Raw genomic sequence first — 20,506 nt, forward strand, 5'->3', positions numbered from 1 at the left:
CGATGCCTCCCGGCTTTACGATCCCGTGTTTCGCGGCGAAGGTGATGTTCATTCGTCAACATCCGCACTGCCAAGGAGGCCGCCATGCCGTCAGTCGATCTCAATTCCGATCTTGGCGAAGGGTTTGGGACATATCGCTGCGGCGATGATGAGGCCATGCTCTCCATCGTCACCTCGGCCAACGTGGCCTGCGGGCTTCATGCCGGCGATCCCGAAGTCATGGCGCGGACGTTTGCCATTGCGCGCAGGCGCGGCGTCGCGGTGGGCGCCCATCCCGGGTTTCCGGATCTGTGGGGCTTTGGTCGCCGCCGTCTCCCGTTCTCGAACGGCGAGATCGAGCGGCTCGTCGCCTATCAGGTCGGCGCGGCGATGGCGCTTGCGGCTTACGCCGGCCATCGCATCACCTATGTGAAGACCCACGGCGCGCTCGGCAACATCGCCTGCGAGGAACGCGACGTTGCGGACGCGGTAGCGCGGGCGGTGCGGGCGGTCGATCCCAATCTGGCGTTACTGGCCATCGCGGTGACGGAGCTGGTCGCGGCCGGTGAAGCCGCGGGACTTGAAATTCATCAGGAGATCTATGCCGATCGCGGCTACACCGAAACCGGGCAATTGATCCCGCGCGGCCAGCCCGGCGCGATGATTGAAGGCGCGGAAGAAGCTGCGGCGCGCGTGCTCGCGATGGTGCAGGCGGGGGCGGTGATCACGGCAAGCGGCAAGCACTTGCCGACGCCGATCCGTTCGATCTGCGTTCATGGTGACTCCGACCATGCGGTCGCGACTGCCAGCCTCGTGCGCGAGCGTTTGGAAAAGGCCGGTGTGACGCTGAAGCCGTTCAAGCCGATCGCCGCATGACACTGCAGGTCGATCCGCGCTTTCTCGACGCGGGGGAAGCCGCGCTCGTCGTCGAATTCGGTGACACCGTTGATCCCGTGATTAACGACAGGGTGCTCGCCCTCGACGCGGCCTTGTGCGCCGATCCTCCCGTTGGCACGCGCGAGTTCGTGCCGACCTATCGCTCGCTCATGATCCATTACGATCCTCTGCAGATTGACAGGGAAACGCTGATTGCCATTGTGCGCCGTATGATGACGGGTCTTACCGAATGGCGGGGCGAGGGCACCATTTGGACGTTGCCTTGTTGTTACGATCCCGCGCTAGCGGAGGATCTCGACGAGGCCGCCAGGATTCTCGGCCTCACGCGGGATGACGCCGTCGCTTTGCATACGAAAGCGACGTATCGCGTCTATATGTGTGGTTTCACGCCTGGCCAAATCTATCTGGGCGGCGTACCCGAGCAGCTGAAGATCTCGCGCCGCGCGACACCAAGACCGCCGCATCCGGCCGGTGCGGTGTCGATCGGAGGTGGTCTTGGCACCGTTGTGCCGTTCGTGATGCCGACCGGTTGGTATGTCATCGGCCAAACGCCGGAGCGCCTCTTTGCCGCGGAGCGCCAGGATGCCTTTCTGATCCAGGCCGGCGATCTCGTGCGGTTCGAACCGATCGATCTTTCGACTTTCCGCGATCTTGCGCAACGTGCGGCGAGCGGCGAAATCGTTGCGCGCAAGCGTGCCGCATGAGGACTGACGCTTCGGAGGCGATCCTTCGCATCTTGTCGGCCGGGCCGGGTGCGACGCTGCAGGACGGCGGCCGGCACGGCTATCTGCGCTTTGGTGTCACCGCCGCAGGCCCGATGGATCAACTGGCGCATGCGACGCCAAACCTTGCGGTCGGCAATCCCGCTAGCGCAACCGCGATCGAAGTGTCCGTCGGTGGAATCGAACTGACCACCGAAGGAGCGCCCCTCAGTATCGCCGTTGCCGGCGGCGAATTCTCGCTCAGCCTCGACGGCAAGCCGCTGCCGCCTGCGGTGCTACTCAATCTGGAGGCAGGCGCCGTGCTGAAAGTTCGCGCCGGCGGTCGCGGCTCCTGGTGCTATCTGGCGGTGGCGGGCCGCTTTATCGTGCCAAAGGTGCTGGGCTCTCACGCCACCCACACGCGCACCGGCTTCGGCGGCGTGAATGGCCGCTTCAGGCCCTGAACAAGGTCTCGCTGGACGTCCGGGCAGGCGAGGTGCTTTGCCTGATCGGCGCGTCGGGGTCGGGCAAGACGACGCTGCTGCGTTGCATCAACCAGCTTACGCCCGTCGACAGCGGCGGCATCTGGCTGGATGGCGAGCTGCTGGGCGTGCGGGAAGAGGGCGGGCGATTGCATCGCCTCACCGAGCGGCAGATCGCGCGCCAGCGCCTGAAGACCGGCATGGTGTTTCAGCGCTTCAACCTGTTTCCGCACAAGACGGCACTGGAAAACATCACCGAAGGTCCGGTGCAGGTTCAGGGCCGCAATCGGGATGACGCGCGGGCGGAGGCGATGGAACTGCTGCGGCGCGTCGGACTGGTGGCGAAAGCCGATGCCTATCCCTCACAGCTCTCCGGCGGGCAGCAGCAGCGGGTGGCGATCGCCCGTGCGCTTGCCATGAAGCCGATGCTGATGCTGTTCGACGAGCCGACCAGCGCGCTCGATCCCGAACTGGTCGGCGAGGTGCTCAGCGTCATGAAGGAGCTTGCCCGCAGCGGCATGACGATGATGGTGGTGACGCACGAACTCGGCTTCGCGCGCGAGGTCGCCGACACCGTCATCTATATGGACCATGGCGCGATCGTGGAGTCCGGGCCTGCCGCCGAAGTGCTCGGCGCGCCCCGTGAGGTGCGCACAAAATCGTTTCTTTCCGCGGTGATCTGATGGGGACATTTTCATGATCAAACGTATTCTTGCAGCGGCGTTGCTCTGTGCCGCCGATAGTTCAGCCATGGCGGTCGAGCTGCCTCCGGAAATCGCAAAGCAGGGCAGCATCAAGGTCGCCATCGTGCCGAACTATCCGCCGTTGGAATTCAAGGATCCGGCGACCAACACGCTCGCTGGTTTCGATGTCGAACTCGGCGAGGCGCTCGGCCGAAAGCTCGGGCTGAAGATCGTCTGGCAGGAAACCAGCTTCGACCAGATGATGCCCGCGATTGCGACGGGGAGGGTGGATGCGATCCTGTCAGGGATGACCGACATGGCAAGCCGGCAGGATACGGCGACCTTTGTCGACTACCTCCGCAACGGTCCGCGCTTCTTTGTGCAGCAATCGCGCGCGGCCGAGTTCAAGGACACGAAGGCGTTCTGCGGAAAAAGAGTCGGCGCCAGCCGGCGCACGTCGTTTCCGAAATTGATCGCCGCCTGGAGCGATGCGAATTGCGGCGGCAATCCCATCGTATACGTCGGCACCGAAGGCTCGGCCGATGCCCGGACCCAGCTCAGGCAGGGACGGCTCGACGCGGCCGTTCAGGGCGGCGAGACGCTTCCCTACATCATGGACCTCGAGCCTGGAACTTATGTCCCGGTCGGCGAGGTCTTCGCAGTCCAGTTCACCGGACTTGCATTGGGTGTGAAGGAGACGGTGCTTCAGAAGGCGTTCGTGGAGGCCCTCGACGGCTTGATCGCCGATGGCTCCTACCGCGCGTTGCTGACGAAATGGAAATTGACCGACTACGGCGTAGAAAAGGCGATGATCAATGCAGGACAGTAAAGCGCTCGCGAGCATTCCGCTGGTACCGGCGAACACCGCGCCGCCGGCGCCGGAGTATCCCTGGCCCAAACCCTATACCTCGGCGATGTTCCTTTCCTTCGACGTCGACGCGGAGAGCGCCTGGACCAGCAAGGATGCAGCCCATGCCCAGCGCCTGATCACGATGAGCTACGGCGGGTACGAGGCGCGTGTCGGCACGCCGAAACTGCTGGAACTGCTCGATCAGCTTGATCTGAAGGCGACGTTCTTCATCACCGGCTGGTCTGTCGATGCGCATCCCGCGATGGCCGAGGCCATTCTCAAGGCCGCCCATGAGATCGGCCATCACGGCTATCACCATTTGCTGCCGGATCCGGGCGATCCCTGGATTGAGGAAGAACTGGAGCGGGGTTTTGAGGCGCTGAAGCGCCGGCTCGGCGTCAAGCCGACCGGCTATCGGGCGCCCTACGGCGAGTTCACCGAAGAGCTGCGCGTCGCGCTGGTTCGTCACGGCATCGTATATACTTCCTCGTTCAGGGATGACGTGCGACCTTACCGCCATCGCCTTGGCGATGGCAGGCCGGGCACGATCGAGCTTCCAGTGACCGCAAGCTATGACGACTGGATGCACGGACTGTCCGCCCGGTTCAGCCCGCGGCCGATCTTTCCGAAGGAGCACGTGCTCTCGATCTGGAAGGATGAGCTCGACGAGGTCCGCGATTGGGGCGCGATGGTGACAACCGTGCTGCACCCGCAATGCAGCGGTCGCCCAATGCGGCTGCGCCTGCTGCGGGAATTCCTCACCTACGCCAAATCCTGCCCCGATCTGTGGATCACGAACGGCGAGGCGATCGCGGCGAATTTCAGCCGTCACGAAGCCGCCGCCCGCTGAGAACCGCGGCGCCGATTGATTATTCCAGGAGTCCTCGATGATTGTTTCCCGCCGCTCACTGTTGAAGGCTGCCGCCGTAGCGCCGGCGTTGTCGCTGCCGGGAATCGTGCGGGCGCAGTCGCAGACCACACTGCGCTTCATTCCGGTGATCGATCTGACCTTCATCGATCCGATCTACTCCACGGCGCAGGTCTCCCGTAACCATGGATTCATGGTCTACGACACCCTCTACGGCATGAATTCGGCGCTCGAGGTCTCGCCGCAGATGGTGTCCGGGCATGTCGTGTCCAATGACGACAAGCAGTGGGACCTCACGTTGCGCGACGGCCTGCTATGGCATGACGGCGAGCGCGTGCTGGCGCGGGATTGCGTCGCCAGCATTCGCCGATGGGCGGCTCGCGACGGGTTCGGCGCCGAGATGATGGCGGCGACGGATGAACTGTCGGCCCCGGACGACCGCATCATCCGCTTTCGGTTAAGCCGGCCTTTTCCGCTGTTGCCCGCGGCGCTCGGCAAGGCCGCGATCCAGGCGCCATTCATGATGCCGGAGCGGCTGGCGAGCCAGGATCCGTTCAAGCCGCTGACCGAGGTCGTGGGCAGCGGTCCTTTCCGTTTCATGGCAGACGAGCGGGTGCAGGGCGCGCGCAACGTGTACGCCCGCTTCGATCGTTATCAGCCCCGGCAGGATGGCAAGCCGGATTGGACCGCCGGTCCCAAGATCGTTCACTACGACCGCGTGGTCTGGACGACGATGCCGGATGCGGCGACAGGGGTCGCTGCGCTGCAAACACGCGAACAGGACTGGCAGGAAACGACGCCGCACGATCTGCTGCCGGTGCTGAAGCGTACCGGCGTCACCACGCGTATCCTCGACCCGCGAGGCTACACCTGCATGTTGCGGGTGAACCATCTGCAGCCGCCATTCGACAATCCCGCTATCCGCCGCGCGCTGCTCGGCGCGATCGACCAGTCCGCCTTCATGACGGCGGTTGCGGGCGAAGATCCCGTCTATCAAACCGCGCCGATCGGCTTCTTTGCGCCGGGGACGCCGATGGCGAGCGATGTTGGCCTGAACGTGTTCCGTGGGCCGCGCGACATGGCGAAGGTCAAGGCTGATCTGAAAGCTGCCGGTTACAATGGTGAGAAGGTGGTGCTGCTCGTCCCCACCAATTCGCTGGCACAAAAGCCGCTCGGCGACATCGCCGCCGACATGCTGCAGCAGGCCGGCATGAACGTCGAATATGCCGGACTGGATTTCGGCCTGGTGTTGCAGCGGCAGTTGAAAAAGGAGCCTGTCGCCCAGGGCGGCTGGAGCGCCGGCGTCGGCAACTGGCAGGGCATCGATTGGCTGAATCCAGCCGGCAATTCGAACCTGCGCGGCGACAGCAAGGTGGCCGGCTGGTACAAGAGTGAGAAGATGGGGGCACTGCGAAGCCAATGGCTCGCCGCCGCCAATCTGGCCGAGCAGCAGCGGATCTGCCGCGATATCCAGGCGTTGTCGTTCGAGGAAATTCCCTATTTTCCGATCGGCCAGTATAAACAACCAACCGCCTACCGTTCTGGTATCACCGGGATCCTCGACGGCACGGCCGTGTTCTGGAATGTGAAACCCGCATGAGTACGATCGCAATCTTCGGCAGCTATGTGTTGTCGCGCAAGGACGGCGCGCAGGAGGTGCTGCGCGATCATTGGGTGTTGCTCGAGGGCAAGCGGATCGCCGCCGTCACGCGCGACCGCCCGTCCGCCACCGAGGTGTTCGACCGACCGGGCCGCTTCGTGCTGCCGGGGCTTTTGAACCTGCACAACCATTGCTTCAGCGAAGCCGTCGCCCGGACCCATACGGAGGACGGTAACGGTCGCAAGAACAACCAGAGCATCGTCTATACGGTGCTGCTGCCGCTGACCAAGCGCGGCGCCGACATGCTGTCGCCGTCGGAGCGGCTCGCCATCGCGCGGCTCGGCATTCTGCAATTGCTGAAGGGCGGCGCCACCACGGTCATGGAGCCGTTCCGCAACACCATCCCTGAAATGTTCGACGCCGCCGAGGAGATGGGCATCCGCTTCTATGGCGCGCCGTATCTGTTCTCCACGTCGGACGCCAAGGCCGGGCCGGACGGCGTCGTGCGCTATGCCGGCGATGACGGCCAGGCCGATATGGATACCTGGAACGCGCTGTACCATCGCTGGAACGGGCGCGGCGATGGGCGGATCGGCCTTGCGATGAGCCCGCACGCGACCGACACCTGTGGTCCGGACCTGCTGCGGGCATGTGCCGCCCGCGCACGCGAACTCGGTGTTCCCATCACCACCCACCTGGCGCAGAGCCAGGCCGAAATCGCGACGATCAAGAGCCGTCACGGTGGCCGCACGCCGGCCGAATACCTCGACTGGCTCGGCCTGCTGGCACCGGACCTGCTGGCCGCGCACTGCATCGCGAGCAGCGATGGGGATTTGAAGCTGATGGCGGCGAGGGGGGCCACGGTGCTGAACTGCCCGCGCGTGTTTGCGCGCGCAGGCGTTACCGCGGCGTTCAGCCGGTTCGCCGAGCACGGCGTCCGCACGGTGGTCGGAACCGACGGCTACAACATGGACCTTCTCGGCGAACTCAACGCGGCGTCGATGATCTCGAAGATCGCGTCCGCTCGGGCCGACGTCGCCAATGCACCCGAATTGATCGAGTCGGTTACGGCAACCGCGGCCGCGGTCATCAAGCGACCGGATCTCGGAATCATCACGCCGGGCGCAACGGCCGACCTCACCGTGGTCGATTTGACCCATCCCCATCTGCAGCCGCTGTTCGATCCGCGGCGGGGGCTGGTGGCGCTTGGCAATCGCGCCAATATCGACCAGGTCATTGTTGACGGGCGTGTGCTCATCGATGGCGGCCAGTACATACACGGCGACGAGGCCGCGACGATCTCGGCGGGAACCGCCGCGATCGGCAAAATCTGGGATTTGCCAGAAGCCCAGGCGGCCTTTAATGGCTGACGGTCCGCACACGGAAGGGCGAGACACGCTCCCGCCGCTTCCTTGATCGTCATATCAGGAGTTCGCAATGCCTTTCGATTTGATCTTGCGCGGCGGTCGAGTAATTGACCCATCCCAAAAACTCGACGCCGTGACGGATGTGGCCTTCGCCGGTGGCAAGGTGGCCATGGTCGGAAGCGAGCTCAAGGCCGATCCCGGCACCGACGTGCGCGACGTCTCGGGTTACATCGTCACGCCGGGTCTGATCGATCTGCACACCCATGTTTATTGGGGCGGCACTTCGCTTGGCATCGACGCGGAGGAATTCTGCCGTACTTCGGGTGTCACCACGGCGGTCGATACCGGCAGCGCCGGCCCGGGGAATTTCGCGGGCTTCCGCAAGCATGTGATCGAGCCGAGCCAGGTCCGCATTCTCGCTTATCTGCACGTCTCGCATGCCGGCATCTTCGGCTTCTCGCATCGGGTTATGGTCGGCGAGAGCGAGGAACTCCGGCTGATGAATCCGGTCGACGCCGCCACGGTGGCGGACCAAAATCGTGATCTCATTGTCGGCATCAAGGTCCGGGTAGGTCTTCACGCCTCGGGCACTTCGGGTATTGTGCCGCTCGACATCGCGCTTGAGGTCGCCGAACAGGTCGGCATGCCCTTGATGGCGCATATCGACCATCCGCCGCCGAGCTACGAGGAGGTGCTCGCGCGGCTGCGTCCAGGCGACATCCTCACCCACGCATTCCGACCGTTCCCCAATACGCCGGCCACGGCCCAGGGCACGGTGAAGCGGGCGGTGCTGGAGGCGCGCGAACGCGGCGTGTTGTTCGACATCGGCCACGGCAAGGGCTCGTTCGCCTTCAAGACCGCCCGGGCGATGCTCGCCAACGGTTTCTATCCCGACACCATCTCCTCGGATGTCCATCTGCTGTGCATCGACGGCCCAGCGTTCGATCAGGTGACCACCATGTCCAAGTTCCTGTGCATGGGAATGCCGCTCCCGGACGTGGTCGCCGCCTCAACCGTCAATGCCGCGATGGCGCTGCGGCGTCCCGAACTCGGCAGCCTCAAGCCGGGCAGCGCCGGAGACGCCACCCTGATCTCGATCGCGCGAGGGCAGTTTGACTATGTCGACGTCATCGGCGAGCATCTGATCGGCGACCGCAAGATCGTGTCCGAAGGTGTCGTCATTGGCGGTCGCTGGTGGCACCCGAAACCGTCGGAGAAGTTCAAGCAGCTCGCAGCAGGTTAATCTGCCCTGGATGATGCATCGCTCGAAGACGTGATCGCTCGAAAAGTGCTTCTTCGTTCATGATCAACCTGACTTTTGGCAGCGGAATGACCTGCTCCGCTGGCATACCATTTGCACGCAAAGGAAGCTGATCGCTATCATCTGATTGGCCTGTTTCACCTCACCGGCGCCGAACCCTCGGCCCATGAAACGGGCGGAATCGTTCATCACAACCCAAAACCGGGGAGAGCACCATGGATCGCAGGACGCTGTTGAAGGGATTTGCCGGGGTGGGCAGTCTGGCCGCAACGGGTGGCTTGTCGATGCCGGCCCTTTCCCAAGGCGCCGCGGCGCGCACCTTGCGCTTCGTGCCCCAGGCCAATCTTGCGAATTTCGACCCCATTTGGGGGACCCAGTATGTCGTGCGCAACGCCGCCGCGATGGTGTGGGACACTCTCTACGGCGTCGACGCGACGCTGCAGCCGCAGCGCCAGATGATCGAGTCCGAGGAGACCTCCGATGACGGTCTGGTCTGGACCTTCCGGCTCCGGCCGGGGTTGAAGTTCCATGACGGCGAGCCGGTGCTGAGCAAGGATGTGGTGGCAAGCCTGACGCGTTGGTCGGCCCGCGATCCGATGGGGCTAATGCTCAAGGCGCTCCAGAACGAGTTGGTCGCCGTCGACGACAGGACCTTCAAATGGTCGCTTAAGGCGCCTTATCCGAAGATGCTGCTGGCGCTGGGCAAGAACAGCACGCCCATCGCCTTCATCATGCCGGAGCGCCTCGCGCAGACCGATCCATTCAAGCAAATCCCCGACTATATCGGCTCGGGCCCGATGAAATTCGCGAAGAGCGAATGGGTGCCCGGCGCCAAGGCGGTGTTCGAGAAATTTGCCGATTACGCGCCGCGGCAAGAGAAGGCGTCATGGCTGGCCGGCGGCAAGCAGATGCTGATCGACCGCATCGAATGGGTGGTGATCCCGGATCCCGCTACGGCGGCCGCAGCACTTCAGAACGGCGAGGTCGATTGGTGGGAAAATCCGATCACCGATCTGGTGCCGTCACTGAAGAAGAACCGCAACATCAACGTCGACATCGCCGACCCGCTCGGCAATATCGGTTCGTTCCGGATGAACCATCTGCATCCGCCCTTCAACGATGTGAAGGCGCGGCGCGCCGTACTCACCGCGCTGAGCCAGGAAGACTATATGCGCGCGTTGGTCGGAGATGAGCCCGCGCTCTGGAAGCCGCTGCCGGGTTTCTTCACGCCGGATACGCCGCTCTACAGCGAGGCGGGCGGCGAGATACTGAAGGGCAAGCGCGACCTCACAGCGGCCAAGAAGCTCTTGGCCGAGAGCGGTTATTCGGGACAGCCGGTCACTTGCCTGGTGGCGCAGGATCAACCGATCACCAAGGCGTTCGGCGATGTCACCGCCGATCTTTTGAAGCAGATGGGGATGAACGTTGATTTCGTCGCAACCGACTGGGGCACGGTCGGTTCCCGCCGCGCCCAGAAGACGCCTCCGGGCCAGGGAGGCTGGCAAGTATTTCACACCTGGCACGCCGGCGCGGATTGCGTCAATCCGGCCGTCTACAATGCGGTTCGCGGCACTGGCGACAAGGCGTGGTTTGGCTGGCCCACGAGCGAGGCCGTGGAAAAGGAAGTCACGGCCTGGTTCGGCGCCAAGAATCTCGATGAGGAGAAGGCCGCGGTGGGGCGCCTCAACAAGGCGGCGCTCGAGGACGTCGTCTATGCGCCGACCGGCTTCTTCCTGAGCTATACGGCGTGGCGCAAGAATGTCTCCGGCATCACGAAGGGGCCGCTGCCGTTCTTCTGGGGCGTGTCGAAGACCGCATGATGGGACAGTGAATCGACATGCTCTCGTATATCCTGCGGCGCATTCTCTCGACCTTGCCCGTGATGGGGATCGTCGCGCTGTTCGTCTTCAGCCTGCTTTACATCGCGCCGGGCGATCCGGCGGCGGTGATTGCAGGTGACCAGGCAAGCCCCGCCGACGTCGAGCGGATACGCCAAAGCCTCGGCCTCGACCGGCCGTTTCTGGTCCAGTTCAGCAGCTGGCTATGGGACATCTTGCACGGGAATCTCGGCACCTCGATCTTCACCAATTTGCCGGTCGCCAAGATGATCGCGCAGCGGATCGAGCCGACACTCTCGCTGATGGCGATTACGCTGGTGCTGACCATCCTCGTTGCGGTTCCGCTCGGCGTGTTGGCGGCATGGAAGGCGGGAAGCTGGATCGACCGCACCATCATGGCCTTTGCGGTGTTCGCCTTCTCGCTTCCGGTCTTTGTTGTCGGCTATGTCCTTGCCTATGTGTTCGCGCTGCAGTTCGAATGGCTTCCGGTGCAGGGCTATACGCCGCTGTCCAATGGCGTCTGGCCATGGTTCCAGAACCTGATCCTGCCGGCGCTTGCCCTCGGCTCCGTCTACATCGCGCTGATCGCGCGCATTACCCGGGCCTCGATGCTCGAGGTGCTGCAGCAGGATTATGTCCGCACCGCCCGCGCCAAAGGCCTTGACCAGCGCAGTATCCTGTTCATTCACGCGCTGAAGAACGCGGCCGTTCCGATCGTGACGGTGATCGGTATCGGTATAGCGCTTTTGATCGGCGGCGCGGTGGTGACAGAAAGCGTGTTCGCCATTCCGGGCCTTGGCCGGCTGACGATCGACGCGATCCTGCGCCGCGACTATCCTGTCATCCAGGGCATCGTGTTGCTGTTCAGCTTCCTCTATGTGCTGGTCAACCTGATGGTCGACGTCACCTACACCCTGGTTGACCCGAGGATCCGCTATTGACCGTCATGGAAACCAACACGGTGCGGATACCTCCGGGTCTTGTGGTCGCGCCGCAATTGCCGGATCTGCTGTCGCCGGTCAAAATTCGTCGCGGCGTCCTCGGTTTCCTGCGCAACCATCCGACGGTCGCGATCGGCGGTGCTTTGCTCATCTGCCTCGTCCTGGTGGGAATCTTTGCGCCTTATCTCTGGACCGTCGATCCGACCGCGATCGCGCCCGCCAAACGTACGCGATTGCCTTCCGCGGACTACTGGTTCGGAACGGACTTGCTCGGCCGCGATATCTATTCACGCGTGATCTACGGGGCGCGGGTCTCGCTCACGGTCGGTCTTTCGGTGGCGGTGCTGGCTTCGCTGGCCGGTCTCGCCATCGGCCTTGTCTCCGGGTTCGTACGATGGGCCGACGGCATCATCATGCGGTTCATGGATGGGCTGATGTCGATCCCGCCGATCCTGCTTGCGGTTGCGCTGATGGCGCTGACGCGCGCCAGCGTCGGCAACGTGATTCTGGCGATCACGGTAGCCGAAATCCCACGGGTCTCACGTCTGGTGCGCAGCGTTGTGCTTTCTTTGCGCGAGCAACCCTATGTGGACGCCGCGACAGCTTCCGGCACACGAACGCCGATGATCATCCTGCGCCACATCCTGCCCAACACGCTGGCGCCGATGCTGGTTCAGGCGACCTATATCTGCGCCAGCGCCATGATCGTGGAGTCGATTCTTTCCTTCATCGGCGCCGGCACACCACCTACCATTCCGTCCTGGGGCAACATCATGGCCGAGGGCAGGGCGCTGTGGCAGGTCAAACCCTACATCGTATTCTTTCCCGCCGCGTTCCTGTCCGTCACCGTGCTTGCCGTCAACCTGCTCGGTGACGGCCTGCGTGACGCGCTCGATCCGCGCATGGCCAAGAGTCTCTGATCTGATGGCATTGCTCGAAGTCGAAAATCTGCAGACCCATTTCCGCACTCCCGAGGGCATCAACCGCGCCGTCGATGGTGTTTCCTTCCATGTCAATGAGGGCGAGACGCTGGCGATCGTCGGCGAATCCGGTTGCGGCAAGTCGGTCACCTCGATGTCGCTGATGCGGCTGATCCCCGAGCCACCCGGCAAGATCGCGGGCTCGATCCGTTTCCAGGGCAAGGATCTGCTGCAACTTTCCGAGCGCGACATGCGTGCCATCCGTGGCAACGACATTTCGATGATCTTCCAGGAGCCGATGACGAGCCTCAATCCGGTGCTGACCGTCGGCCGTCAGATCGGAGAGACGCTGCGCATGCATCAGGGGCTCGACAAGCAGGCCGCGGAGGCCCGTGCCGTCGAGATGCTGAATCTGGTTGGCATCCCGGAGTCGGTACGGCGCGTGCGCGAATTTCCACATCAGCTTTCCGGCGGCATGCGCCAGCGCGTGATGATCGCGATGGCGCTGGCCTGCAACCCAAAACTCCTGATCGCCGACGAGCCGACCACGGCGCTCGACGTCACGATCCAGGCGCAGATCCTGCAGTTGATGCTGGACCTCAAGCGCCGGGTCGGCGCAGCGATCATTCTGGTCACCCATGATCTCGGCGTGGTCGCTGAAATCGCCGAGCGCGTCATGGTGATGTATGCCGGCCGCAAGGTCGAGGAGGCGCCGGTGGCCCAACTATTCCGCTCGCCGCGTCATCCCTATACGCAGGGCCTGCTCGGCGCGGTGCCGAAGCTCGGCTCCTCATTGACAGGGGCCGCGCGGCGTCTCGCCGAAATTCCGGGCCAGGTGCCCAGCCTCAAAGGACGGATTGAGGGCTGTGTGTTCGCGGGGCGGTGCGCGCTGGCGACCGATCTCTGCCGGCAGGTCGCGCCAGGTCTTGAAGAGAAGGGCCCCCGCCATATCGCTGCCTGCCACTATGCCGCCAAGGAGGCGGCTGCAGCATGAACGCGCCACTGCTCCAGGTCCCGTTGCAAGTCCCGTTGCTGCAGGTCAACGATCTCAAGAAACATTTTCCGGTCCGCGGCGGGTTGTTCAGCCGCAGGTCCAAATGGGTCTATGCGGTGGACGGCGTGTCCTTTGAGGTCGCGCGCGGCGAGACGCTGTCGCTGGTCGGCGAGTCCGGTTGCGGCAAGTCGACGGTCGGACGCGCGATCTTGCGCCTGTTCGACATCACGTCGGGCCAGGTGGTGCTCGACGGGCAGCGCATCGACGACGCTTCACCCGCAGCCCTGCGCAGCATGCGCCGCCGTGTGCAGGTGGTGTTCCAGGATCCGTTCTCCAGCCTCAATCCGCGCATGCGCGTGCGCGACATCCTGGCCGAGCCGATCCGCAATTTTGGTCTCGCCAAATCTTCCGCCGAACTCGACGCCAAGGTCGCGGCGCTGATGGACACCGTGCGCCTGCCGCGTGACGCGCTGGGCCGCCGGCCCCACGAATTCTCGGGCGGCCAGCGCCAGCGCATCGGTATCGCCCGGGCATTGGCGGCGGAGCCCGAACTGATCGTCTGCGACGAGGCGGTCTCGGCCCTCGACGTCTCGGTCAAGGCCCAGATCGTCAACCTGCTGCAGGATCTGCAGCGCGAGTTTGGCCTCGCGCTGCTCTTCATCAGCCACGATCTGGCGATCGTGGAGCACATGACGCACCGTGTCGCCGTGATGTATCTCGGCAAGATCGTCGAGATGGCGCCCAGGCAGCAGATCTTCACCGCGCCCCGGCATCCCTATACCAGGGCGTTGCTGTCGGCGGTGCCGGTGCCGGAGCCTGGGGCCATCCGCAACCCGATCATCCTGAAGGGCGACGTGCCGAGCCCGATCAATCCGCCGAGCGGTTGCCGATTCCACACGAGGTGCCCCTACGTGTTCGATCGCTGCCGGACGGAGGAGCCGAAACTTCGCACGGTTGGCGACGACCAGTGGGCCGCGTGTCATCTCGACGCGCTGCCGGCCTGATTCCGCGGCAGAGAGTCCGCGAGGGCTCGAACCATCGAAGCCCGTTTGCCTGCCCTGATTTGACTGTCCCGCGATCCCCGCGCAGACTCGTGGGGCGGAGGCGACCGGGCCTCGATCGCATGGGGTCTGTTCTCCGAAAGTCTTCATGAATCGTCTGCCAAATTTGAATCGGTTGGGATTCTTCACGCGCCTTCTCGATGATGCGGCTCCGGCGGAACGATATCGCCTCGCGGCAGCGCAGATCGTGCACGCGGAAGCAGCAGGTCTTGATTCCGCATGGATCGCGCAGCACCATTTTCATGAGAGCGAGGGCGGGCTTCCGGCGCCCTTCGCTTTTCTCGGCTTCGTTGCGGCACAAACGTCTCGCATTCGCCTCGGTACCGGCATCGTTACCCTGCCGCTGGAAAATCCTGTACGGGTGGCGGAGGACGCCGCAGTCCTCGACCTGTTGTCGAACGGCCGTTTTGAACTTGGTGTCGGTACCGGCGGAAACCCGTCCGCCTTTGCAGCCTTTGGGCTGGACAGTGCGCAACGCGCGGAGATTTTTGCTGACAACCTCGATATCGTCCGCAACGCCCTGGCCGGCGCACCGCTGGCCGGCGGTGATACGCTCTATCCACCAAGGCCGCAACTGGGCGACCGGATCTGGCAGGCAACGTTTTCGGTGAGCGGCGGGGCGAGGGCCGGCAAAGCGGGCGACGGCTTGCTGTTGTCGCGAACGCAGCCACGATCAAGGGAAGCGCCACATGCGTCGCTTGCCGAGATTCAGCACCCCATCATCGACGCCTATCTCGCCGCACTGCCGCCGGGGCGCGAGCCCCGGATCATGGCGTCACGCAGTGTCTTCGCCGCCGACGAACGTGAGGAGGCTCTGCGGTTGGCAGACATCGGATTGCGCCGCGCACGCGCGAGCTTCATCGCCGGCGGCCATGCCCCGCCGGGCGAGGCATCGAGCGACATGATTACCGCGTTCGATACCCATGTCGGGACGCCTGACGATGTCATCGCCTCGCTGCGCGCCGACAGCACTTTGGAGCGGGTGACCGATCTAGTGTTTCAAGCGCATTCGGTCGACCCGCCGCATCCGTTCATTCTGCGATCGATCGAGCTGGTCGCGGAAGCGGTTGCGCCGGCATTGGGGTGGACGAAAGGGACCATACCGAGCCCGGACACACAATCGCGAAAACAACCCCATGCAAAGTAGAGTGGGCCCGGGCTCGCAGAACGTGCTTGCCTCCCGGGCACAAAATCGGCGAGGCAGCGAGCGTCCGTCAGGCGTCAACCGCCACCTTCAATGTCTCGGCACGGATCTCTTCCACCAGCCGTTCCTTCAGCTGGACGAACTCGGGCGCGGTCTTGATCTTGTAGGATCGCGGGTGCGGCAGATCGACCGCGATCTCGGCCTTGATGCGGCCGGGGCGGGCGCTCATGACGATGACGCGGCTGCCGAGGAAGATGGCCTCCTCGATGTCGTGGGTGACGAACAACACGGTTTTCTGGTCGCGCTCCCAGATGCCGAGCAGCATTTCCTGCATCAGCACGCGGGTCTGGTTGTCGAGCGCACCGAACGGCTCGTCGAGCAGCAGGATCTTGGGATCGTTGGCAAGCGCACGCGCGATCGCCGTGCGCTGCTGCATGCCGCCGGAGAGTTGCTTCGGCCAGTGATTTTCAAAGCCGGACAAGCCAACCCGTTGAATGAAGCCATCGGCGATCTTGCCGCGTTCGGCCTCGGAAATTCCGCGCTCGCGCAGCCCGAACGCGATGTTCTCGCGCACCGTCAGCCACGGGAATAGCGTGTAGGATTGAAACACCATGCCGCGATCCGCACCGGGGCCCGTGACCTCCTGCCCGTCGAGAACGACGCGGCCGCTGGTCGGCCGGTCGAGACCGGCGATGATGCGCAGCAACGTGGATTTTCCGCAGCCCGACGGACCGAGGATGGTGACGAAGTCGTTGTTGCCAACGTCGAGGTTGGTCGGCTCCAGCGCCCGTGTCGGCGCATTGCCCTGGCGCGCAGGGAAGGTCCGTGAGACCTGGTCGATCTTCAGCGTGGTCACGCTAGTCTCCACGGAAACAGCCAGGCGTTGAAGGCCTTGAACAGGAAGTCCGAGACGAGGCCGATCAGCCCGATGACGATGATGCCGAAGATGATCTGCCCGGTGTTGAGCAACGCCTGGCTGTCGGTAATCATGTGGCCGATGCCCGAGGATGAGCCGATCAGTTCGGCGACGATGACGTAGGTCCACGCCCACCCCAGAACGAGCCGAAGGATTTCCGCGATCTCGGGAGCGGACGAGGGCAGCAGGACGCGGCGGATGATGCCGCTGTCGCCGGCGCCAAGCGTGTAGGCGGCTTCAACGAGATCGCGCCTCGTGTTACCGACGTTCACGGCGATCATCAGGATGATCTGGAACACCGAGCCGATGAAAATCACTAGCAGCTTCTGCAGTTCGCCGATGCCCGCCCACAGGATCAACAGCGGGATGAAGGCCGAGGCGGGCAGATAACGGGCGAACGAAACGAACGGCTCGAGAAACGCCTCGATCGGCTTGTAAGCGCCCATCAGAACGCCGAGCGGCACCGCGATGATGGCCGCCAGCACGAAGCCGCCGATCACCCGCCAAATCGTCATGCCGATATCGTACAGGAAGCCGTGTTTGATCAGCAGTTCCCAGCCTTCCTGCAGCATGGTCAGCGGGTTGGCGAGAAACGTTTTCGAAACATAGCCGCCAAACGTGGCCCATGCCCACAGGGCAACGAACAGCACGAAGAACGCGAAGCCGTAGGCCACGCGCTGCTTCGACGTCACGGGATCGAGGGGTCTTATCAAAGGCTAATCCTCAAGGCGGAGCGCAGTGCGCGAAATGTCCCGCTTCCAAACCGCGAAGCGGGACCGTCGCGGCGTCGCCTGGTCTACTTGATGAAGCTCGGGTCAAAGAGGTCTTCGGTCTTCGGGATCGATTTGATGATACCGATCTCGAGCAGCAGCTCGCCGGCTTCCTTGGTGAAAGCCTGGAATTCGCCCGCGAAGAACTTCTGGTTCGCGGCCTTGTCCTGCCAGCGCAGATATTTTGCCGAATTGCCGAACTGCTCGCCGGACTGCTTCACGTCCGAACCCATGATCTCGTAAGACTTGGTCTGGTCCTTTTCGATCAGGGCTACGGCCTCGAAATAGCTGTCGGCCAGCGCTTGCGCGGCTTTCGGATTGTCGGTCAGGAATTTAGGCGTGCAGCCGAACGTGTCCATGATCATCGGGTAGTCGAGCGTGGTGGCGATGATTTTGCCCTTGTCCGGCGCGGCACGCACCGTCGAGAGGTACGGCTCATACGTCATGGCCGCGTCGTTCTGGCCGGCCACGAACGCCTGCGCGGCCGCGGCGGGCTCCAGGTTCACCACCGTCACGTCCTTGACCGTGAGACCATTCTTCTTGAGCATCCAGGCCAGGGTGAAATAGGGGGCGGTGCCGGGCGCGGACGCGGCGACCGTCTTGCCCTTCAGGTCCTTGATCGCGGCGACGTCGTTTCGCGTGGCCATGCCATCGGCGCCGTAACTCTTGTCGAGCTGGAAGATTTGCTTGGTCGCGACGCCATTGGCATTCCATGAAATCCAGGTTTCCACCGTGGTTGCCGCGCACTGAATGTCACCTGACGCTACGGCCAGATGTCGGTCCTTCTGCGGGATCTTCTTGATCGTCACGTCGAGGCCGTTCTTCTTGAAGATGCCGGCCTGGTTTGCGAGCGTGAGCGGTGCAAAGCCGGTCCATCCCGAGATGCCGATGCCGACCTTCACGTCCTGTGCGACGGCTGGTGCGGACACCAGGAGTGCGGCGGTTGCGGCAAATACTCTAAAACTAAGCATGGCTGTATCCCTTTTCTGGTTCATGGATTGCGTCTTGCTCGCCTGTTCACGTCTGCAGCGTTGCTGCTTCGTCTATTGCTGTTGCATAAATTGTGCCGGACCTTACACGCATTGCTATCCCTCTCAGCCGCCCTTGAAGCGGGCAACCAGTTTGTGGGACTCGCCTGGATAAACCAGCCGCACAGCCGTCAATGTCCGTGCACTGCGCCAGGTGTGGCGGTCGATCACGAGGCAGGGCGCACCGATCGCAATGTCCAGTGCGGCGGCGGCCTCTTCATCTGCTACGATAGCGCTGATCGAATGCTCGGCTTCGGTCCATGGGACATGGTGAAGCAGCCACGTGCCGGGCGGTTCGATCGCAAAATCGGCCGTGGCAGCTTCGGGCACCGCGTCGAGATCGATCAGCCTGTCCTCGATCGCGAACGGCACACCATCGGCGCTGTGGCGACAGGCAATCGCGATCACCCTGCCGGTCTTTCGTACCCCAAGACGCGCGCGGTCGGCGGCGTTGGCGGCACGGCGCGAACACTTGATCAGCTGATAGAAGTAGCTGCGGCCGAGTGCGGTGATTTCCGCGCGGATATCAGGAATCGTCAGGACTGCTGACAGAAATTTGGGACGGCGCACAAAGGTGCCGGCCCGCCGCCGCCGTTCGATGAGATCGGCTTGCGCCAATTCCGACAGCGCCTTGCTCACGGTCATTCGCGAACAGCCGTAGCGCGCCATGAGCTCGTGTTCGAACGGGATGCGGTGGCCCGGCGGCCATTCGCCGGTCAGGATGCGGCCTTCGATGTCGAGGCGGATCTGCTTGTACAGCGTTGGCTTGTCGGCTGTCTGGACCTTGTCGCGGTCGATCGAGAGGCTCATGCGACGAGCCTACGAACGGCGGCGTTGAAGGTCTCGCGCGCCTTCCGGCGGAGCCGGTGACGCCCGCCCTCGACGACCTTGTTTCCGCCTGCCCACACACAATCGACGGCGCCCGCATTGGCCGCGAAAATCCAGCCATCGAGGGCGGCATCCCGATGTCGCCCGGCGAGCGAGGGATGCGTGGTGTCGAGGGTGACGATATCGGCGCGTGCGCCTGCCTGGATTCCTGTGTTCGGCTGCGCGAGCGCCTGGGCACCGCCGGCCAGCGCGGCGTCGAACAACGCGCGTCCAGTCGAGATGCCGGGACCGCCGGACAGTACATTGCGCTCGCGATGTTTGAGCCGTTGGCCGTATTCGAGCTGACGCAACTCGTCGGCGACGCCGACGAGGACATTGGAATCGGTGCCGACGCCGAAACGGCCGCCTGCGTCGAGGAATTCGCGCGCCGGAAAAGTACCGTCGCCGAGGCTTGCTTCGGTAATCGGGCAGAGCCCTGCGACAGCGCCGCTTTTGGCCAGCGCGGCGATCTCGGTGGGGGTGGTGTGCGTCGCATGGATCAGGCACCAGCGCCGATCAACGGGCGCATGTTCGAGCAGCCACTCGACCGGCCGCTGGCCCGACCATGCGATGCATTCCTCGACTTCTTTGGTCTGTTCGGCGGCGTGGATATGGATCGGCCCGCCTTCGGCCAACGGCACGATGGCCGTCAGTTCATCCGGCGTCACGGCGCGCAGGCTGTGCGGGGTGATGCCGACATTGGTTCCGGGCAATTCGCGGAGGGCCCGCTTTGTTGCGTCAATCAGTTTGGCAAACTGGTCGACCGAGCAGATGAAGCGGCGCTGGCCGGCATGGGGCGGGGCGCCACCAAAGGAGCCGTGCGCGTAGAAGCTCGGCAGCAGCGTGAGCCCGATGCCGGTGGCCTCGGCGGCTTGCGCAATTCGCGTCGCCATCTCGGCGGGATTGGCATAGGGCGCGCCATCATGGTCGTGATGCAGATAGTGGAATTCTCCGACGCGCGTAAAACCTTGCTCCAGCATCTCGACATAGAGCAGCGTTGCGACGGCTTCGGCATCGTCGGGGGTCATATCAAGCGCGAAGCGATACATCGTCTCGCGCCATGTCCAGAAGGTATCGGCGGTATTACCGCGTGTTTCGGCAAGGCCCGCCATGCCACGCTGGAACGCGTGACTATGCAGGCTCGCTATTCCCGGGATGGCCAGCCGGTGGCGTTCATCGTCGGCTTCCGGAACCGTGCCTGATGTCACCTTGGTGATGTTCCCATTGGTCACAACCACCTGCACGTCATCGGCCCACCCGGACGGGAGCAGCGCTGACGCGAAATGCAGAGTGGACATGTTTTCCAAACCGGCTGGACAGAACACCGGCACGATAATAT

At 63.6% G+C, this 20,506-nt stretch carries 20 protein-coding genes; 15 read left to right on the forward strand and 5 right to left on the reverse strand.

Annotated elements, in window-relative coordinates; genetic code table 11:
• The first annotated feature begins 84 nt into the window (after positions 1 to 84).
• From JQ575_RS06555 to JQ575_RS06625, 15 genes are all read left to right on the forward strand, one after another.
• Positions 85 to 855 carry a LamB/YcsF family protein gene (locus JQ575_RS06555; protein ID WP_212032427.1) on the forward strand — a complete coding sequence of 257 codons (771 nt, stop codon included), beginning with the start codon at positions 85 to 87 and terminating at the stop codon, positions 853 to 855.
• A complete protein-coding gene (locus tag JQ575_RS06560) occupies positions 852 to 1,580 on the forward strand; it encodes an allophanate hydrolase subunit 1 (RefSeq protein WP_212032428.1) in 729 nt (242 codons plus the stop codon). The genes JQ575_RS06555 and JQ575_RS06560 overlap by 4 nt, the downstream gene beginning before the upstream one ends.
• The gene (locus JQ575_RS06565) at positions 1,577 to 2,041 is read left to right on the forward strand and encodes a hypothetical protein (RefSeq protein WP_212032429.1); all 465 of its coding nucleotides are present in this window, start codon (positions 1,577 to 1,579) and stop codon (positions 2,039 to 2,041) included. The genes JQ575_RS06560 and JQ575_RS06565 overlap by 4 nt, the downstream gene beginning before the upstream one ends.
• Positions 2,038 to 2,742, forward strand: a complete 705-nt coding sequence (locus JQ575_RS06570; protein ID WP_212032603.1) for an amino acid ABC transporter ATP-binding protein — start codon at positions 2,038 to 2,040, stop codon at positions 2,740 to 2,742. Before JQ575_RS06565 ends, JQ575_RS06570 begins: the two co-directional genes overlap by 4 nt.
• A gap of 16 nt (positions 2,743 to 2,758) precedes the next feature.
• Positions 2,759 to 3,571, forward strand: coding sequence for an ABC transporter substrate-binding protein (locus tag JQ575_RS06575; protein WP_212032604.1), 813 nt, complete (start codon positions 2,759 to 2,761; stop codon positions 3,569 to 3,571).
• Positions 3,558 to 4,442, forward strand: a complete 885-nt coding sequence (locus JQ575_RS06580) for a polysaccharide deacetylase (protein WP_212032430.1) — start codon at positions 3,558 to 3,560, stop codon at positions 4,440 to 4,442. Before JQ575_RS06575 ends, JQ575_RS06580 begins: the two co-directional genes overlap by 14 nt.
• Before the next feature lie 37 nt (positions 4,443 to 4,479).
• A complete protein-coding gene (locus tag JQ575_RS06585) occupies positions 4,480 to 6,060 on the forward strand; it encodes an ABC transporter substrate-binding protein (RefSeq protein WP_212032431.1) in 1,581 nt (526 codons plus the stop codon).
• Positions 6,057 to 7,430 (forward strand): amidohydrolase family protein, encoded by a 1,374-nt coding sequence (locus JQ575_RS06590; protein ID WP_212032432.1) that lies wholly within the window; start codon positions 6,057 to 6,059, stop codon positions 7,428 to 7,430. Before JQ575_RS06585 ends, JQ575_RS06590 begins: the two co-directional genes overlap by 4 nt.
• Positions 7,431 to 7,497: 67 nt before the next feature.
• A complete protein-coding gene (locus tag JQ575_RS06595; RefSeq protein ID WP_212032433.1) occupies positions 7,498 to 8,670 on the forward strand; it encodes an amidohydrolase/deacetylase family metallohydrolase in 1,173 nt (390 codons plus the stop codon).
• Between the two features lie 233 nt (positions 8,671 to 8,903).
• Positions 8,904 to 10,508 carry an ABC transporter substrate-binding protein gene (locus JQ575_RS06600; RefSeq protein WP_212032434.1) on the forward strand — a complete coding sequence of 535 codons (1,605 nt, stop codon included), beginning with the start codon at positions 8,904 to 8,906 and terminating at the stop codon, positions 10,506 to 10,508.
• A 17-nt stretch (positions 10,509 to 10,525) separates the two neighbouring features.
• Positions 10,526 to 11,467, forward strand: coding sequence for an ABC transporter permease (locus JQ575_RS06605; protein WP_212032435.1), 942 nt, complete (start codon positions 10,526 to 10,528; stop codon positions 11,465 to 11,467).
• A 5-nt stretch (positions 11,468 to 11,472) separates the two neighbouring features.
• The gene (locus JQ575_RS06610) at positions 11,473 to 12,387 is read left to right on the forward strand and encodes an ABC transporter permease (protein ID WP_212032605.1); all 915 of its coding nucleotides are present in this window, start codon (positions 11,473 to 11,475) and stop codon (positions 12,385 to 12,387) included.
• A 4-nt stretch (positions 12,388 to 12,391) separates the two neighbouring features.
• The gene (locus JQ575_RS06615) at positions 12,392 to 13,381 is read left to right on the forward strand and encodes an ABC transporter ATP-binding protein (RefSeq protein ID WP_212032436.1); all 990 of its coding nucleotides are present in this window, start codon (positions 12,392 to 12,394) and stop codon (positions 13,379 to 13,381) included.
• A 23-nt stretch (positions 13,382 to 13,404) separates the two neighbouring features.
• A complete protein-coding gene (locus JQ575_RS06620) occupies positions 13,405 to 14,385 on the forward strand; it encodes an ABC transporter ATP-binding protein (RefSeq protein ID WP_212032606.1) in 981 nt (326 codons plus the stop codon).
• Positions 14,386 to 14,530: 145 nt separating this feature from the next.
• Positions 14,531 to 15,589 (forward strand): putative FMN-dependent luciferase-like monooxygenase, encoded by a 1,059-nt coding sequence (locus JQ575_RS06625; protein WP_212032437.1) that lies wholly within the window; start codon positions 14,531 to 14,533, stop codon positions 15,587 to 15,589.
• 67 nt (positions 15,590 to 15,656) lie between these two features.
• Here JQ575_RS06625 and JQ575_RS06630 read toward each other — a convergent pair whose 3' ends face one another.
• The 5 genes from JQ575_RS06630 to JQ575_RS06650 all read right to left on the reverse strand — a co-directional run bounded on the left by JQ575_RS06630 (position 15,657) and on the right by JQ575_RS06650 (position 20,465).
• Positions 15,657 to 16,442, reverse strand: a complete 786-nt coding sequence (locus JQ575_RS06630) for an ABC transporter ATP-binding protein (protein WP_212032438.1) — start codon at positions 16,440 to 16,442, stop codon at positions 15,657 to 15,659.
• On the reverse strand, positions 16,439 to 17,212 hold the full coding sequence (locus JQ575_RS06635; protein ID WP_192734745.1) for an ABC transporter permease: 774 nt from the start codon (positions 17,210 to 17,212) through the stop codon (positions 16,439 to 16,441). Before JQ575_RS06635 ends, JQ575_RS06630 begins: the two co-directional genes overlap by 4 nt.
• 86 nt (positions 17,213 to 17,298) lie before the next feature.
• Positions 17,299 to 18,243, reverse strand: coding sequence for an ABC transporter substrate-binding protein (locus JQ575_RS06640; protein ID WP_212032439.1), 945 nt, complete (start codon positions 18,241 to 18,243; stop codon positions 17,299 to 17,301).
• Between the two features lie 123 nt (positions 18,244 to 18,366).
• A complete protein-coding gene (gene hutC / locus JQ575_RS06645) occupies positions 18,367 to 19,110 on the reverse strand; it encodes a histidine utilization repressor (RefSeq protein WP_212032440.1) in 744 nt (247 codons plus the stop codon).
• Entirely contained in the window at positions 19,107 to 20,465 is a 1,359-nt protein-coding gene (locus tag JQ575_RS06650; protein ID WP_212032441.1) for a formimidoylglutamate deiminase, read from the reverse strand. Before JQ575_RS06650 ends, hutC begins: the two co-directional genes overlap by 4 nt.
• Positions 20,466 to 20,506 lie beyond the last annotated feature (41 nt).

The organism is Bradyrhizobium sp. JYMT SZCCT0428 (genome assembly GCF_018131075.1).
GTDB lineage: Bacteria > Pseudomonadota > Alphaproteobacteria > Rhizobiales > Xanthobacteraceae > Bradyrhizobium.

Excerpts from the sequence above, each read along its gene's own strand:
- JQ575_RS06555 (WP_212032427.1), top strand. The coding sequence starts at position 85 with ATGCCGTCAGTCGATCTCAATTCCGATCTTGGCGAAGGGTTTGGGACA.
- JQ575_RS06560 (WP_212032428.1), top strand. The coding sequence starts at position 852 with ATGACACTGCAGGTCGATCCGCGCTTTCTCGACGCGGGGGAAGCCGCG.
- JQ575_RS06565 (WP_212032429.1), top strand. The coding sequence starts at position 1,577 with ATGAGGACTGACGCTTCGGAGGCGATCCTTCGCATCTTGTCGGCCGGG.
- JQ575_RS06580 (WP_212032430.1), top strand. The coding sequence starts at position 3,558 with ATGCAGGACAGTAAAGCGCTCGCGAGCATTCCGCTGGTACCGGCGAAC.
- JQ575_RS06585 (WP_212032431.1), top strand. The coding sequence starts at position 4,480 with ATGATTGTTTCCCGCCGCTCACTGTTGAAGGCTGCCGCCGTAGCGCCG.
- JQ575_RS06590 (WP_212032432.1), top strand. The coding sequence starts at position 6,057 with ATGAGTACGATCGCAATCTTCGGCAGCTATGTGTTGTCGCGCAAGGAC.
- JQ575_RS06595 (WP_212032433.1), top strand. The coding sequence starts at position 7,498 with ATGCCTTTCGATTTGATCTTGCGCGGCGGTCGAGTAATTGACCCATCC.
- JQ575_RS06600 (WP_212032434.1), top strand. The coding sequence starts at position 8,904 with ATGGATCGCAGGACGCTGTTGAAGGGATTTGCCGGGGTGGGCAGTCTG.
- JQ575_RS06605 (WP_212032435.1), top strand. The coding sequence starts at position 10,526 with ATGCTCTCGTATATCCTGCGGCGCATTCTCTCGACCTTGCCCGTGATG.
- JQ575_RS06610 (WP_212032605.1), top strand. The coding sequence starts at position 11,473 with ATGGAAACCAACACGGTGCGGATACCTCCGGGTCTTGTGGTCGCGCCG.
- JQ575_RS06615 (WP_212032436.1), top strand. The coding sequence starts at position 12,392 with ATGGCATTGCTCGAAGTCGAAAATCTGCAGACCCATTTCCGCACTCCC.
- JQ575_RS06625 (WP_212032437.1), top strand. The coding sequence starts at position 14,531 with ATGAATCGTCTGCCAAATTTGAATCGGTTGGGATTCTTCACGCGCCTT.
- JQ575_RS06640 (WP_212032439.1), bottom strand. The coding sequence starts at position 18,243 with ATGCTTAGTTTTAGAGTATTTGCCGCAACCGCCGCACTCCTGGTGTCC.
- hutC (WP_212032440.1), bottom strand. The coding sequence starts at position 19,110 with ATGAGCCTCTCGATCGACCGCGACAAGGTCCAGACAGCCGACAAGCCA.
- JQ575_RS06650 (WP_212032441.1), bottom strand. The coding sequence starts at position 20,465 with ATGTCCACTCTGCATTTCGCGTCAGCGCTGCTCCCGTCCGGGTGGGCC.